Annotated in this window: 15 protein-coding genes and 1 pseudogene; 13 read left to right on the top strand and 3 right to left on the bottom strand. The window is 42.4% G+C overall.

Translation table 11 applies throughout. The features are described 5' to 3' along the window. Window positions 1-81: 81 nt before the first annotated feature. The gene (locus AC4G46_RS18405; RefSeq protein ID WP_491123999.1) at window positions 82-1,335 is read left to right on the top strand and encodes a methionine gamma-lyase family protein; all 1,254 of its coding nucleotides are present in this window, start codon (window positions 82-84) and stop codon (window positions 1,333-1,335) included. 170 nt (window positions 1,336-1,505) lie between these two features. Here AC4G46_RS18405 and AC4G46_RS18400 read toward each other — a convergent pair whose 3' ends face one another. Next, entirely contained in the window at window positions 1,506-1,982 is a 477-nt protein-coding gene (locus tag AC4G46_RS18400; RefSeq protein WP_491123998.1) for an NUDIX domain-containing protein, read from the bottom strand. 436 nt (window positions 1,983-2,418) lie between these two features. On the opposite strand from AC4G46_RS18400, the gene AC4G46_RS18395 reads away from it, so the two are divergent. Together AC4G46_RS18395 and glnA are read left to right on the top strand one after the other, a co-directional pair. Further along, the gene (locus tag AC4G46_RS18395; protein ID WP_019910684.1) at window positions 2,419-2,829 is read left to right on the top strand and encodes a MerR family transcriptional regulator; all 411 of its coding nucleotides are present in this window, start codon (window positions 2,419-2,421) and stop codon (window positions 2,827-2,829) included. Between the two features lie 32 nt (window positions 2,830-2,861). Then, complete coding sequence (gene glnA / locus AC4G46_RS18390; protein WP_068724978.1) at window positions 2,862-4,190, top strand: type I glutamate--ammonia ligase; 1,329 nt, start codon at window positions 2,862-2,864, stop codon at window positions 4,188-4,190. An 875-nt stretch (window positions 4,191-5,065) separates the two neighbouring features. Here glnA and AC4G46_RS18385 read toward each other — a convergent pair. After that, complete coding sequence (locus tag AC4G46_RS18385; protein WP_491128924.1) at window positions 5,066-5,311, bottom strand: DNA-directed RNA polymerase subunit alpha C-terminal domain-containing protein; 246 nt, start codon at window positions 5,309-5,311, stop codon at window positions 5,066-5,068. Between the two features lie 278 nt (window positions 5,312-5,589). Here AC4G46_RS18385 and AC4G46_RS18380 point away from each other — a divergent pair, with 278 nt between their 5' ends. The 8 genes and pseudogenes from AC4G46_RS18380 (at window position 5,590) to AC4G46_RS18345 (ending at window position 13,626) form a co-directional block, all read left to right on the top strand. Further along, entirely contained in the window at window positions 5,590-5,943 is a 354-nt protein-coding gene (locus AC4G46_RS18380; protein WP_491123997.1) for a hypothetical protein, read from the top strand. A 476-nt stretch (window positions 5,944-6,419) separates the two neighbouring features. After that, a complete protein-coding gene (locus tag AC4G46_RS18375) occupies window positions 6,420-7,112 on the top strand; it encodes a DUF8580 domain-containing lipoprotein (RefSeq protein ID WP_491123996.1) in 693 nt (230 codons plus the stop codon). A gap of 238 nt (window positions 7,113-7,350) precedes the next feature. Continuing rightward, on the top strand, window positions 7,351-7,548 hold the full coding sequence (locus AC4G46_RS18370) for a hypothetical protein (RefSeq protein ID WP_491123995.1): 198 nt from the start codon (window positions 7,351-7,353) through the stop codon (window positions 7,546-7,548). After that, window positions 7,541-7,657, top strand: a pseudogene (locus AC4G46_RS18365) (Y-family DNA polymerase); the annotation flags it as partial. The gene AC4G46_RS18370 and the pseudogene AC4G46_RS18365, both read left to right, overlap by 8 nt. Window positions 7,658-7,795: 138 nt before the next feature. Then, window positions 7,796-8,962: a tyrosine-type recombinase/integrase gene (locus AC4G46_RS18360; protein ID WP_491123994.1), complete on the top strand. Its 1,167-nt coding sequence runs from the start codon at window positions 7,796-7,798 to the stop codon at window positions 8,960-8,962. Continuing rightward, window positions 8,949-11,027: a tyrosine-type recombinase/integrase gene (locus AC4G46_RS18355; protein WP_491123993.1), complete on the top strand. Its 2,079-nt coding sequence runs from the start codon at window positions 8,949-8,951 to the stop codon at window positions 11,025-11,027. The genes AC4G46_RS18360 and AC4G46_RS18355 overlap by 14 nt, the downstream gene beginning before the upstream one ends. Before the next feature lie 199 nt (window positions 11,028-11,226). Beyond that, window positions 11,227-13,233 (top strand): tyrosine-type recombinase/integrase, encoded by a 2,007-nt coding sequence (locus tag AC4G46_RS18350; protein ID WP_491123992.1) that lies wholly within the window; start codon window positions 11,227-11,229, stop codon window positions 13,231-13,233. Window positions 13,234-13,242: 9 nt separating this feature from the next. Further along, complete coding sequence (locus AC4G46_RS18345; RefSeq protein ID WP_491123991.1) at window positions 13,243-13,626, top strand: DUF6262 family protein; 384 nt, start codon at window positions 13,243-13,245, stop codon at window positions 13,624-13,626. A gap of 89 nt (window positions 13,627-13,715) precedes the next feature. Here the strand turns inward: AC4G46_RS18345 and AC4G46_RS18340 are convergent, their stop codons facing one another. Continuing rightward, window positions 13,716-14,066, bottom strand: a complete 351-nt coding sequence (locus AC4G46_RS18340; RefSeq protein WP_491123990.1) for a helix-turn-helix domain-containing protein — start codon at window positions 14,064-14,066, stop codon at window positions 13,716-13,718. A gap of 142 nt (window positions 14,067-14,208) precedes the next feature. Here AC4G46_RS18340 and AC4G46_RS18335 point away from each other — a divergent pair, with 142 nt between their 5' ends. Beyond that, window positions 14,209-15,201 carry a DGQHR domain-containing protein gene (locus AC4G46_RS18335; RefSeq protein WP_491123989.1) on the top strand — a complete coding sequence of 331 codons (993 nt, stop codon included), beginning with the start codon at window positions 14,209-14,211 and terminating at the stop codon, window positions 15,199-15,201. 130 nt (window positions 15,202-15,331) lie between these two features. Further along, window positions 15,332-15,598 (top strand): helix-turn-helix domain-containing protein, encoded by a 267-nt coding sequence (locus tag AC4G46_RS18330; protein ID WP_491128923.1) that lies wholly within the window; start codon window positions 15,332-15,334, stop codon window positions 15,596-15,598. Window positions 15,599-16,001 lie beyond the last annotated feature (403 nt).

Raw genomic sequence — 16,001 nt, 5'->3', positions numbered from 1 at the left:
ACGTTAGCGGAGACAGGGCTATGCTGTGCAGGGTGACTGCTTATGTTAAGTAAATGTAATGTTAGGAGCGAATAAGGGGAAATGGCTGTTTTTGCAGAGGATATTTTACAGGCGGCAGAGGCCGCAGAGCTTGAAATTGAAAGTGCGGTAAAAGAGCTTGACCGGATTGTGGATCACAATCAGTGGAAGGTCATTGAAGCGTTCCAGCGCCAGCAGGTCAGTGATTTTCATTTTGCCGGGTCTACCGGATATGCCTACAATGATCGGGGCCGTGAGGTGCTGGATCTGGTGTATGCCGAGGTGTTCGGTGCGGAGAGCGCTCTGGTGCGCCCTCATTTTGCTTCGGGAACGCATACCATCTCTACTGCGCTCTTTGGTGTGCTGCGGCCCGGAGATGAACTGCTGTATATCACCGGCGGTCCATATGACACCCTACATAAGGTAGTAGGCAAGCCGGGAGACGGGACGGGCTCCCTGGCTGACTTTGGGATTGGCTATAAGGAGACTGCGCTCACGGCAGACGGGAAGATCGACTGGCACGAGGTGGAGCTGTCTATTAATGAGCGGACGAAAGTAATCGGTATTCAAAGATCCCGAGGCTATGACTGGCGTTCCTCCTTTACCGTTGCTGAAATCGGCGAGATGGTGGCCAGAGTCAAGGCGCTGAAGCCGGAGCTGATCGTATTTGTAGATAACTGCTACGGCGAGTTTACCGAAAAGCTGGAGCCGCCGCAGGTTGGCGCAGACCTTGTGGCCGGCTCGCTGATCAAAAACCCCGGCGGCGGCATTGCCGAGACGGGCGGCTACATCTGCGGCCGCAGCGACCTCGTGGAGCTGGCTGCTTACCGTCTCACCGCACCCGGCATCGGCGGTGAAGTGGGCGCGATGCTCGGGACGACCCGCGGCCTCTATCAGGGGCTGTTTATGGCGCCGCATACGGTCGGACAAGCCGTGAAGGGCAGCATCTTTGCCGCTGCAGTGTTCCAGCGCTGCGGCTTCACCACCAAGCCGGCCTGGAATGAGCCGCGTACGGATCTGATCCAGGCGGTCTCTTTTGACAGTGCCGAGCACCTTATCGCCTTTGTTCAAGGGATCCAGCGTGCAGCTGCTGTTGACAGCCACGTCGTTCCTGAGCCTTGGGATATGCCCGGCTACGAGCATCCGGTCATTATGGCGGCCGGCACATTCATTCAGGGCGGAAGCCTGGAGCTGTCAGCAGATGCCCCGATCCGCGCGCCTTATATCGGCTATATGCAGGGCGGACTGACCTACTCCCATGTGAAATTCGGCGTCCTGATGGCGCTGCAGAGCATGCGGGAGCGGAAGCTTTTGTAGAGTGAAGATTAATTGTATAGCATTTAGTAGCCCTGCTGATGAGCAGGGCTTTTTTTAGTTTAAAGTTGCTTTTGAAGGAAACGGACTGGCCGTTGTCTAATACAAAGGGAGGTGTACTAGCGGAATGAAGGGGAATTATGCTGATATGTATGGACAAAAATCATAGACGGTCAGCTATCCAAGCTGCTGCCTTTTATGGTGAATAGCTGACTGACAGCGCTTTTTACTGCCCATGAATGATGCTCGTGAAAAAATAAATGGTCAGTTTCGCTCATGTGCACCCACTGTAACTCATGATCATCTTCAACGGGGCTGTTTACCTGCGCAGTCAATCTCGCTGTAAAGAAATAGCCAAGGTTTAAAATAGGAATGTTTTGCGGGCTGATGAAATATCTCTGTGCTCTCCCTAAGTAGTGATCAATCTCTGCTGTATATCCCGTTTCTTCTAATAACTCACGGAATAAGCTTTGTTCCGGTGTTTCGCCGTTTTCGATCCCACCGCCGGGTAAAAAGCTTCCCTTGGCAGTAAGGATTGTCGCGATGCACTCATAATCATTAATAATTACTGCGTAGCTGCTTTCTCTGCACTGATATTCCAGCCTGCTGTCCTTAACGCCAAAAGTCAGTATGTTGTCCGTGATCTTCACCCCGAGCTTTTAGTATATTAGGGCTAACATTTCTACATTAATGCAGGGTATCCCTTTAAGTGAGGCTAACTTACTAGGATATTAGCCGGAAAAAGGGGAAACATATCGCTGAAGGTGCACAATAGACTCTGGACCTGCTTTGGGATGCTTTAGCTGAATTAGGCATGAATGTGTGCAAAAGCTGTTCCGGGGATTCCTGTTTATGCGGTTCAATCCAAGTTTCATTAGCATTGCCGTATGATAGCGCTTTTTGCTTCCGGATTGCCTGATGTGATATACTGCGGTTGACTTCATCCTTTTGTAGCTTACATCCAGGTAACCTACTGTTTCGCAGTAGTCTACTAATGTTGTAAAGAAAACTTACATACCATTGACACGCCAAATTAAGAAATGTACAATGAGATGAGAAAAAGATCATTGGAAGGTTGGATGAGTCATGGGTGATGAAATCCGCAGAAATATGGCATTATTTCCTATAGGAATCGTAATGAAGCTAACCGATTTATCTGCTAGACAAATTCGTTATTATGAGCAGCACAGCCTGATCGTACCAGCGCGTACCTCCGGCAACCAGCGTTTGTTCTCATTCAATGATGTTGAGCGCTTATTGGAGATCAAAGCACTGATTGAGAAGGGAGTTAACATTGCCGGCATTAAGCAGGTGATGAATCCGGTCTCGAAGGAATCCGAAGAAGCTACGGTTATTACCCCTGACACAGAGGTTAGACGTAGAGAGTTGTCTGATTCACAGCTTCACCGTTTGCTTAAGCAGGAACTGGTTTCCGGTAAAAGACCGGGACAGGTATCTCTTATTCAAGGCGAGCTATCCCGGTTTTTTAATAAATAAACTAATTAGAGTGTTGAAAGGGAGAGGGTATCGTGAGCTTTTCTAAAGAGGATATTATGCGCATTGCCAAAGAAGAAAACGTCCGTTTTATTCGTCTGCAGTTTACCGACCTGCTGGGAACGATCAAAAACGTTGAAATTCCCGTGAGTCAGCTTGAAAAAGCGCTTGACAATAAAATGATGTTTGACGGATCTTCCATCGAAGGTTATGTGCGTATTGAGGAATCCGATATGTACCTGTATCCGGACCTTAGCACCTGGGTTATCTTCCCGTGGGTGACTGACAGCCGGGTGGCACGTCTGATTTGTGATGTGTACATGCCTGACGGAACACCGTTTGCCGGCGATCCGCGCGGTATTCTGAAGCGTTGTCTCGAGGAAGCCGAAGAGATGGGCTTTACAGCCATGAACGTTGGACCGGAGCCGGAATTCTTCTTGTTCAGAACTGACGAGAAGGGCAACCCGACACAGGAACTGAATGACCAGGGCGGGTATTTCGATTTGGCGCCGATGGATCTTGGGGAGAACTGCCGCCGCGAAATCGTATTGACCCTTGAGGAAATGGGCTTTGAAATCGAAGCCTCCCACCATGAGGTAGCTTCCGGCCAGCATGAAATTGACTTCAAATATGCGGACGCCATCAAAGCCGCTGACCAGATTCAGACCTTCAAGCTCGTCGTTAAGACGGTAGCCCGTCAGCACGGCCTGCATGCAACTTTTATGCCTAAGCCTCTTTTTGGCATGAACGGATCCGGTATGCACGCACACCAATCCTTGTTCAAAGGCAATGAGAATGTGTTCTACGATGAGAGCGATACACTGGGCCTGAGCAAAACGGCACGTTATTACATGGCGGGTATCCTGAAGCATGCGCGTGCTTTTGCCGCTATTACTAACCCAACCGTTAACTCTTACAAACGTCTGGTTCCAGGCTACGAAGCTCCTTGTTATGTAGCATGGTCTGCAAGCAACCGCAGCCCGATGATTCGTATCCCGGCTTCCAGAGGCCTCAGCACACGCATCGAGGTCCGCAATCCGGACCCTGCTGCTAACCCGTACCTTGCACTGGCTGTAATGCTTAAGGCAGGTCTGGACGGAATCAAACGCCAGCTGGATCTCCCTGCACCAATCGACCGCAACATCTATGTGATGTCTGAGGAAGAGCGGATTGAAGAAGGCATCCCGAGCCTGCCGGCTGACCTGAAGGAAGCACTGAACGAAATGATCCGCAGCCATGTCATCACCGAAGCCCTCGGCGAACATGCGCTGGCTCACTTCTACGAGCTGAAGGAAATCGAGTGGGATATCTACCGGACCCAGGTTCACGAGTGGGAAAGAGATCAGTACATGACGCTTTACTAGGATGAAGCAGCCCTTGACGCCGTTGGCGTTGAGGGTTTTTTTGTGCGGGCGCGGGTAGTGGTAAGGGGCGCTGAAATTAACGTTGCCCACAAAATGCCCGCAAAATAGTGGGGATTCGAGGATAGATTTCATATGTGCTTCGTATATTTTTCATACGGAATTCACTGTATATCATGATAAAGTATGGGTGTAACACATTTCATTTATTTAGCAATTTCTATCCCCCATGTGGGCCGATAGCAGATCCGTAAGGGAGTAGGAGTATCACTCAAAGGTTCGATAAATTACTTCTTCTTTTTAAAGAAGCCAAACACAAACAAGAGAATTAAAACTACGATTATAAATTTCATCGGTATCACCTCTTTTTTTCGGATTATAGCATGATCATTTGATATAGGGAATAGATAGTTTCGGTGGATCAAGCAGATGCAGCAGAGGGCCGGAACAGAGACTGAGCCTGAGAGGGGACAGATATGCGGCGATTTATTGAGTGGCAATAATGTTTGGACCTCAGACGGAAAGTATATCAAGCTGCCCGTTATGGATAATGCTTGGCCTGACGGGTTACCTGCAATCAAAAACATATGAAATAATTTTTATTGACTCCTTCGCGATAGTAAGTGTACCAAAGCCGGTATCTAAATTTATATAATTGTAGTTAAAACCTTATACCAGCCACCCTGCGAATATATCGCCATTCACTAACTGGATTTTTACCGGTTCTTGTTTCATAATGGCTTCTTCAATGAGCTTCATGTCCATATGATTTCACCACCCGTTGGAATATTGTATATGTATTATTAAACTTATTATGGAATAAATTTCAATTCTAATAAAAAAAGAACCTTTAAACATAAAAGGTTCTCCAGTGCATCTCAAACCATACTTTTTGCATGTGCCTCTAACAACTCAATAACAATCGTTTGCCCCGTGACGCCGAAATTCCTCAAGCAAAGCAATTCAGTCAATGAAGCCTTCATTAAATCACCAATTGTGACGTAGCTGCTGTCATGTAACGAATTAAGAATACGGGAAATGCTTTTAGGGTTTCTGGACGTTCTCAGTCTTAAGGTGTGAATGGATTGTGGGTATAAGCTGCGGTCAATGTCAATGTAAGACATGAGGGGAAGCGTATCTCTAGTGGACAAGCTCACATGATGTCTCCCTTCATTCATCTGGTAAATATTATAAATATTTGAGATGAATTTGCAATATATTTCACGTTTTGTTTACAAAAAAAATTTGAACATAATTATCAAAGCGAATGTGTCTTTCGTCCGTGTTAAAACCTGCTGGATCTCCCTCCGAAGATTGAGATTTACACATTGTTCCAGAGCCGATAAAATAGTTTGGAGAACACCTTTATTTGGTGAGCGTAAGGATCCGGAGGAGAGATATTTTGGAGAAGGGTTTAACGGAAAAGAACGGGCTGTACGTCTTGCCGCTGCAGCAAAAGCCTGAACTAAAGCTGTCATTACATATTCTGTACGGGTTTGTTATAACTATATTTTTGGGCTTCGCTATAATGGCTGGCGTATTGCCCAACATCGGGAATGAAAAATTCTTTCTGATCGCTATTTTGGCAGGAATATCCGGATTTATAGGGTATATCTGGGTGGGTGCGGATTATTCTGTTGGAATTCCCGTTCCAATGTTCCGGAATATCGACTTTGAAAAATTGAGGCTGACGATACTTTCGCGGGCTATGCCTGCCACTGATTTAACAGAAAGCGCTGAAGGGCGGGAATCCTGATATGAAAAAAGACAATCTGCACAAAACATTCCGTGCACTGCTCCCCCTTATTTTTATTCTAACACTGACATTTGCATTTCAGCTGACGGCCTTTCTGATAGGCGTTATGGAGGATTTAGTTAAGGAATCATATAGGATCGGCTATATGTTCGGAAGTTTCCTGGAATGGATGATTTGAACCCGTTGTCTTGCTTAAAGTTTCCGGCCCTTCTCCGGAGCGCGTCCTTCGCTGCATGATGCTGTCGGCTGGATTATATTTTTATGAATTGTATTTTTATGAATTGTATTTTTATGCCATTAAAATACTGAGTACAACACAAAACATCGTCAGGCGTAACATTCTGGCGATGTTTTGCGTTTAGTTAGAGTGTGGTATTTATGCCGCCGCAATATGGTGCACCGGCACCTTTAATCCCGTATAGATAAAAATGTCAGCTATTCGGGTAATGAGTGTTATCCAGACGAGGAGGTATAACATGAAAAAATCCATGCTAGCCACAACAGCAAGTGTTCTTCTCTTGTCCGCCTTAATTCTGGGCGCATGCAGCAATAATGAGACAGGAAGTGAGGCTGAGCCGACAGCATCCAGTGCAGCGGCAACGCCTGTCAGCGAAGCTACAGCCAGTCCTGAGCCTTCTGCATCCCCTGAAGCTACTGCGGAGGCGCAGGCGTCCGCCAGTCCGGAGGCAAGTGCCCAGCCGTCATCCGGGCGGCCGCAGACGCAAAGCTTCGGTGAGCAGGAGGGGGGTGTCCCGGGGCAGGAGGGCACACTTGAGGAAGGGGACGGATACTCCCTGTATATTTTTGACGGCTATACCTTTGATGCGCAGACCGGCCGTTTAGCGTTAACTGCAGATCCTGATTATTATGCAGAGATTGAACCCTTGCCGTCCGGTTATGACCTTGCCGCCTTGAAGCAGCAGGGCCAGACTGAGCTGGCTGCTGCCGGCAAGCCTAATGATTACAGCGGGGAATTAATTGAACATCCGCTGCGTTATGCAGAGCTGTATTTACAGGTGAGCGGCGAGAAGGCTACAGAAGATTATATGGTATGGAAGAACGAGGCCGGGGAGGCTTATCTGCTCCGGATGCACAACCCGAATGGAGAGCTGGCAGGTCAGTTTGCTCCCTGGATGACAGTATCACTGTCCACCATAGAAGGTAATTAAAAATTAAGCCGGCTATACTGATCCGTCCGCAAGTAGGCTCCTGTGACAAACAGGCGGCCGCTTGCGGATTTTTTTATGCAAATTTTCCGGATAAATGGTGCAAAATATAGAATCTGCAGTCCCCGTTCAATCAATATACATAATAATGACAGTTGAGGAATATACTCATGATTGATTAGAGAACACATGTTTGGTTATAATACAAACAAATGTTCTTATTTGTTGGAGGCGATCGGTCATGAGAATGGCTATTGGTCAAACCATTGAAATTGTGTATCTGGACAGATCCGGCAAGATATCCCAGCGGAAGATCGAAGTACTTGCCATTCGTAACGGGCGCATCCGGGCGACCTGTTTAACGGCGGGGGCGCCGCGGGTATTTCTGCTCTCGAATATTCTGGCCTGGCACCCGGCACGGGGGAAGAGGTATGCCTAAGGAGCGAGTTATTCTGCTCTCCGACTGCCAGTCCTTTTACGCAAGTGTTGAAAAGGCCGCTCATCCGGAATACAAGGATATGCCTGTTGCAGTGGGAGACCCGGTGCGGATGTTATATGGACTATACTATGAAGTAGTTATTAACGTATTTTACGTTAATGATTGATTCTTTTTTCATTCGTTGTTAAATTATTATGTAGTTTAATTCATTTACGATTCTATAGTATTTATTGATAGGAACAATCTGATGATGGGCATAGCCCAAGCGAAGGCGCGGGAGGTTGGTTTTGATTTGTTTAAAGTACAAGAAGTACTTATACCTATGAATAACGAGGAATTCAAAGTCAGGTATATGCTCCTAGATTCTGACGGTTCTCCTGTGATTCCTGTGACTAAATATCTCAAATATTTAGATAACTGTGAAAAATCAGCTAATACAATAAAATCTTATTGTTATCACCTGAAGCTTTATTTCCAGTTTCTAAAGCTAAGGAATAAGGATTACCAAGATGTGGATTTAGACTTATTAAGCGAATTTATTCAGTGGCTAAGAACCCCGTATGATTCGTTAAATGTAGTCCCTTTACAACAAACGCCAGCTAAACGCGCTGAAAGGACTATAAATGTGATAATCACATGCGTAGTTTCCTTCTATGACTATTTAATGCGGTCTGATATTTTCTCAAACGAAATTGTTGAGAAGGTTACTCGCAAAGTATCTGGAAATCGCCGTTCTTTTAAGTCTTTTCTACACCACATCAATAAAAATAATCCAGTTGATATTAATATATTGAAAATAAAGGTTCCCCGCAGAAGAGTTAAGACTCTAACAAATGTTCAAATAGATTGCATTAAACAAGCGTGCTCTAACGCTAGGGATCGCTTACTTCTCCTGGTACTTTATGAGGGTGGTCTACGCATTTCAGAAGCCTTATCACTATGGATTGAAGATTTTGATATCGGAACAACCTCGATTATTGTTAGAAAATCAAAAACTCCTGCCGGCGAAAAACGAAGAGTATATGTTACCGAAAACACCATGAACTTATTTCAAGATTTCCTAATTGAATATCACGCTGAGGATATTGATACTAACTATGTCTTTTTTAAACTTCGTGGTGAAAATAAAGGACAGCCATTAGATTATTCATCAACAAGTTCTTGGGTGAAACGTATGAAGAAAAAAACAGGAATAGACTTTACCCCTCACCTATTTCGTCATAGTTATGCAACCGAACTCAAAAGAAACGGTGCTAGTATTAAAACAATTCAGGAATTATTAGGTCATCGTAATGTTCAAACTACCATGAACTTATACCTTCATCCCTCTGATGAGGACATTAGATCAGAATACGAGAAGGCAAAAAAGGTAAGTCAACAAGTTGAGAGGGCTGAGCATTTTGATACAAAGTAAACGAATTATTATTGCTCCCCGAGAACAACATTATGAGGCGATGGAAAAAACTCTCACTGAATTTTGGGCTAGAGATCGCTGGAATGTGAAAGAATGCCCACTCTTTACCGATAAATGGAAGCGCGATGGTAGGAATCTGTACTGGGATAAGTATCAAAACAAATTTATCAGGACGGAAATGAAGTACTATGTAGCACAGAAATTAATACTTGGACAACTGTCGTTATATACCGTGTTTCAAAATGCTGGAAATACAATTCACAAGTTTAGCGATTTTATCAATAGTTACTTTCCTCGTATAAAGACAATTTTAGATGTTCCAAAACCGAAATTGGAAATGATGTGGCGAACTTATCTTCAAAGTCTAAATCTACAGACATCTAGAACCCCAAAGACATGGACCAGAGTAAGGCAAAATGAGAATCGTGACGGATATTATACTGTACCTAGTGGAACTATGAATTTTATAAGTAAGTTTTACGATTTTTACTTGGATTTTTATGACGATAGGGATGAATTTGAGAAAGATATATGGGATGGGAGGAAATTAGGAATACCATTTAATTCATCGCAGGCTGAGGCGAAAATAAATTTCACAAGAGTACCTTATCAGTTCAGAGATTTAATGAAAAAGTATGTGAGACTACGATTGAATCAACAACTTACTGCATTCGCTACAATACTCGGCAACCTATCAAATTTGGTTAGATTCTTGAATTTTATTGATCAATCGTATCCCACATGGAATGATCTCAAAGATCTATCTCGTAAAGATATTGAAAACTATCTACAATATTTACGGGAGACACCCATGGGAGGAGTAAGTAGAAATAGTAATTACCAAACTCCTACATCAAATTTACATATTACAAAGTGTATAGGCAGTTTAAATACTTTTATTGATATAATTCAGCGGTATAACTGGCAAGAGTCACCCACTATTCCTGCTCACAAACTAATTTTCTCCGAAGATAAACCAAAGCTTGGTTACAGAGACAAAGATAATATTAACCATATTCCTGATCGTGTATGGGAAAAGGTTGTTCGCCATATCGATCAATTTCCAAATCAGTATGTGCCGATTGTTCTTGTTATGGAAGCTTCCGGATTCAGATCACGCGATGTATTGTCTTTAAGACTTAATTGTTTATTAGAAACGGACAATGGCTGGTGGTTAGTTGGAGACCAACAAAAGGTGTCGTACAAAGATCATAAAGTTCCGATTTCAGAAGAGATTGCTCAAATCATCAAGGCGCAAAAAGAACTAGTAGAAGAAAGCTTTATTAATATAGAAAACCCCTACTCATTACTGTTTCCAGTTATAAAAGGGCCAAGAAAAGGTCATCCGGTAACTCCCCGGACCATTTCACAAAACCTAAACGTGCTTGCTCAAAAATGCAATATTGTGGATGACAATGGCAATCTTTATTGGTTTAAAAATCATGCATTTCGACATCGATATGGTGTGACATTGATTAATAATGGCATGGATATCACCATCGTTCAACAATTAATGGCACATAGCAGTCCAGAAATGACGGCTGTGTATGCAAAAGTGTTAAGTGATACAAAACGTAGAGAATGGGAAAAAGTTAGGGCAAACGGAGCCTTCCCAGCAATAAGACTTTCACAAGAAGGCAATGTCGTTCCGGCGTATTTAGAGGAGCAAGTTGTTGAGAATGGTATTGAATTGGAGTGGATCCGCCATAATTTTGATTCCATTCGATTGGACCATGGATTTTGTATCAAAAGTCCCCAAGCACCTTGTGAATTTTTAAAACAGACATTAGAGGCACCTTGCATAAAAAATAACTGCAAGAGTTTTCATGTCGATCATACATTCATCTCCTATTATGAGGATCAAATTAATAAAATTGAAGGTGACATTGAGATTTTCAAAAAATCAAACCAAATCCGATCAATCGAGCTTATTCAAGTCAAATTACAACGTTACACAGATATTCTGCATGGATTACGCAATAATATCGGTATATTTGGTTTGGGAAAATCAAGACGAGAATTCATAGGAGACGAACGAGAAGAAAATGAATGTGAAGATATTTAAATCAATATCGCACGATATCGACTTCTTAACTAAAGGCACGCTACCTACAATCCAGGCGCTCTTAACCTGTTCGGCCAACTCTTTCGTTAAGAGTGATACATACAGTCTTACGTTTGTTTGATACATATAAATTGAAAGGATGGGCTTTTGAATAATGCATAGCTCAGTGATTACGTCTCAAGATCAACATTTTCGGGAGATGGATAAAAAACTTCATGGATTTTGGGCAGCAGATCTTTGGAAACTAAAGGAATGCCCACTCTTCCTTCCAGGGAAACTTAAACGGGTTGGGAGCAATCTGTACTGGGAGAAGTATCAGAACGAGTCGATTAAAAAAGAGTTGAAATATTTTATACAGCAAAAATTAATTACAGAAGAGTTGTCTTTAGGCACGGCGTTCCATAATTACGGCCCAAGCATACATCGGTTTGCTGAATTTACAAATAAATATATGCCTCACGTCAAATCAATTTTAGACATGCCTAAATCAAATTTGGAGGCAATGTGGCGGAGGCATCTTCAAGCCTTGAATCTACAGATTTCTTTTACAAAAAAGAGTTGGACGAGAGTAAAGCAAAACGAAAATCGAGATGGGTATTATAATGAGCATAGTAAATATATGACCTTAGTAAGCAATGTTTATGATTTCTATTTGGATTTTTATGACGAGCGAGATGAATTTGAAAAGGATATATGGGATCCTAGAAAAATAGGAATTCCCCTCTATTCAGCGAGAACTCCGGAAAAACTCAATTTCACCAGAGTGCCACCTCAGTTTAAAGAATTAATAAAAAAGTATGTAAAATTACGTTTGAATCAACAATCAACTTCATATAGTACTACGCTTGGTAATCTAACGAGAATGGTCAAATTTTTTGAGTTTATGAATATTTCCCATTCTGAGTGGAATGACATAAGAGATCTTTCTCGTAACGATATTGAAAACTATCTTCAATATCTACGGGAAACACCGATGGGGGGGACAGTAAAGAAACATGTCCTCCAAGGCCCAACCTCAAATTATCACCTAGTACAGTGTATTAATACTTTGAATACTTTTGTTAAGACAATTCAAAAATATAATTGGATAGACGCTCCAATTATTCCTGTGCATAAGCTGATCTTTTCTGAAGATAGGCCAAAGCTAGATTTTAAAATTAAAGATAAAATTGATCATATCCCTGATCATATATGGGAGCAAATTATTCAAAATAGCAATCAAATTCCAAAACCGTATGTACCCATTATTCTTGTTATGGAAGCTTCTGGATTCAGGTCTTGTGATGTAGTATCTTTAAAGCTTGATTGTTTATTGGAAACGGACAATGGTTGGTGGTTAGTGGGGGATCAGCAAAAAGTATTGTATAAAGACCATAAGGTTCCGATTTCGGAAGAAATCGCCCAAGTCATTGCGGCGCAAAAGAAGCTCGTAAAGGAAAGCTTAAACGAGAAAGAAAACCTTCAATCTTTACTGTTTCCAGTTTTTAAAGGGGCAAGAAAAGGTCGTCCGGTATCTCCCCGAACCATTTCAAAAAACTTAAACGTTCTTGTTCAGAAATGCAACATTTTGGATGAGAATGGTGAGCTCTATTGGTTTAAGAATCATGCATTTAGACATCGATATGGTGTGACACTGATTAATAATGGCATGGACATCACCATTGTTCAGCAATTAATGGCGCACACCAGCCCTGAAATGACGGCTGTGTATGCCAAATTGTTAAGTGAAACGAAACGCAGAGATTGGGAAAAAGCCAGGGCAAACGGCGCCTTTCCTGCAATAAGATTTTCACAAGAAGGTAATATCGTTCAAACTAATTTGGATGAGCAAGCTATTGAAAATGGTATTGAATTGGAGTGGATTCGTCATAATTTTGATTCTATTCGACTGAATCATGGATTTTGTATTAAAAGCCCCAAAGCACCTTGTGAATTTTTAAAACAAACTTTAGAGGCACCTTGTATAAAGAATAACTGCAAGAGTTTTCATGTGGATCACACTTTCATTACTTTTTACGAAGACCAAATTAGCAAGATGGAGACTGATATAGAGATTTATAAAAAAACCAATCGCTTGAGATCAATCGAGTTAACTCAGGTTAAATTAGAACGTTACCAAGAAATTTTACAAGAACTACGCAGTAGTACAGGAATTTTTGGCTTGAAGAAATCAGTACGTGAATTAACAAAGACTGAACGGAAATGAGGTATTGAATTGGCTAATCACAGTCCGAACATCACCGGATTAAATAAATACTCGAGAGATAAAACGGAGTCTTCCGTACGCAAAGTTAATGATGCATTAAAGGGAATGATAAAAAGACAAGTGAAAATTAACTTTAACTCAGTTTCTGAGCACTCAGGCGTTTCTAAAGGCTTTTTATATAAGCATTCGGATATTCGTTTGCGGATAGAAATGCTAAGAAAACAACAAGATGGTCTCCCTTCAGCAAAAAAAGTAAAGCGAATCATGAATGATAATTCAAAAGATATTATTATAGCTACCTTAAAACAAAAAGTTAAACTATTGGAGAAAGAAAATGTTCAACTTAAAGAGCAGCTTAAAGTGCATTTCGGGGATCTATATAAACTAATATAAGCAAATACAGCAAGTCCAAACGGTATTAGAACCATTTGTAAATTGGTTAATAATTTAAAATAAAAAAGCAGCCGCGATAGGCTGCTTCTTTATTTTAAATCCGAATCCAGTAGCTTAATTAAATCTCCAATCACTTTATGCAAAGCTTTAACCTCATTGGTCGATCGTTTTTGAAGGGAACCACTAATCAATTCAATTAATTTATCTTTTTCATTTTGCTCCATTCGAATTGGCGTATCCAACAATTCACTTGGTTTGACACATAAAGCGTAAGAAATTTTTTCAAGTGTATCTAAAGAAATGTTTTTTTCTCCATGTTCAATCCCACCAATGTAGGACTGAGGTTGTTGCACTCTTTCCCCAAGTTGCTCCTGAGATAGACCTCGTTTTTTTCTAAATGCTTTTACATTGGAGCCTACATAATCGGCTAGTTTAGGCAAGTGTTTATCACCTCTTTAAAAGATTAGTGAAATAAACACTAGAATTGAATACACCTAAAACATATAAATTACCATTTGAAAATATATCTTATAGGATATATATTTATATGCATGACTATTTCGTTGAGGAGATTTATACATCATGAATACGCTACCGAATCAAGTTGTAATTGAAAATGTGCTTCAATGCAAAATGCGAGGCAGAGTCGCTTACCAGAGCTACTTTCCTGCTTCAATTGGAGTGCAATTAACGTATGTGAAGCCCTTCGATTTACCATCCGGAAAAGGTTATCAGCGTCCGGTGGATACGAAAAGATGCGACGACTTTGCCACGTACTTATCCAAAGGGCAAGATGCTCTCTTTACCCCAATTTTACTGAATGCAGCTTCACAATGGGAGTTTTCTCCATACGACTCGCAACGTCCAACCTACGGGAGGCTTCTATGTAAAGGGAAGGCTTCATTGATGGATGGTCAGCATCGGATGGGCGGAATCCAGAAGTACATCGGGGAAACCCAATCAGACCTAAATATACCATTTTTGGCGTTCCACTCCTTGGATGAAGATGAAGAAATAAAGTTGTTTGATACGATTAATACCAAGGCAAAAGGAATCGGCCCTTCTCTCAGTAAATTTCTGCGTCGAGATTCCGACGATATCAGCTGGATTTCAACAGAACTCATGGTTCGTAAAGAGAGCCCTTTTTATAGCATTGGGACGATTATCGGGAAACGGAGCAAGGGCCGGCACGTGACGTTACAGAACTTGTACAGGACCCTCCATTTGCTAACTGCGGATTACCGAATCTCCAGTTTGTCCAAAGAAGAAAAGCTCATTATTGCGTTAACGTACTACGAGGCAATTCAGAAGAAATTTGCCGAGGAGTGGTCTGACTATAAGGAATATCGCTTGACGCATATCGTTTGTCTCGATGCACTTTCAATGGCCGGTCATGATGTGTTGCTTAAATGTATGAAGGAAGGAAAAAAACATGTTGACCTTGCGGCCATTCCTAAGCACATTCAAAAGCTTTCTGTGGACTGGTCTGCGCAAGGAGCGTTAAGATACCTGAAAGGGATGAGTGGCTCCAGAACGCTTGCTGTTGACCTTAAAGAACAAATGCTTCCCCGATAAAGGAAGCATTTGTTCTTATGAGGGTTAAATAGTAGATAGCTGAGGTATCCACTAAATTGTTCTCATTTGCAAGGCGTTCAATTCTCCCAAGTAAGACGATGGTGATGTCAAAAGAAAATAAAGTTCTAGACTGAAGAAACGCCGGGAACAGCTATTAGAGCGTATCAAGTACCACTTTCATGACAATGATGCGATCTACGACAGTCCCAAAATCACTAGAAAACTGCATGAAGAAGGGTTTACCGCTGGTGAAAAAACCGTAGGCCGGCTCATGCGGCACGCCATCTCCGCTCACAGGCGATGGGGATATTTAAATTCCAGACGACCGATTCGAATCACGACTTCCCCATTAAGGTGCGGTTTATTTAGCGAGTGTTCTCGATTTATTCACGCGTAAAATTGTCGGCTAGCAGCTCGGGAACCGAATAAAAGTAGAGTTGGTTTCTGCCGCTCTAGACAAGGCTTACGAGGCATAGAAGCCGGATAGAGGGCTCATCCACCATTCTGACCGTGGGAGTTAGTAAGCTTTCGCAGATTACCAGAAGAAGTACCATATGATCCGCAGCATGAGCCGCCGGGGAAACTGGTAAGACAATGCATGTATTGAATCGTTCCACAGCATCCCCAAATGAGAACTGATCTACCGTAGGACGACCTTCCAGACCCAAAAAGAAGCCGAAAACCATTTGTTCCGGTATATTGAGTTCTTCTACAACCGGAAACTTATACACAATAAACTTGGCTATTTCTACCGGATCGCTTTGAGTCGTTGTATTCCAGTAATCAAAAACACGTGAACT

This window comes from Paenibacillus sp. fava2 (assembly GCF_058313675.1).
The sequence above is the reverse complement of the archived record's forward strand: the minus strand, read 5'-3'. Positions and strand labels throughout refer to the sequence as shown.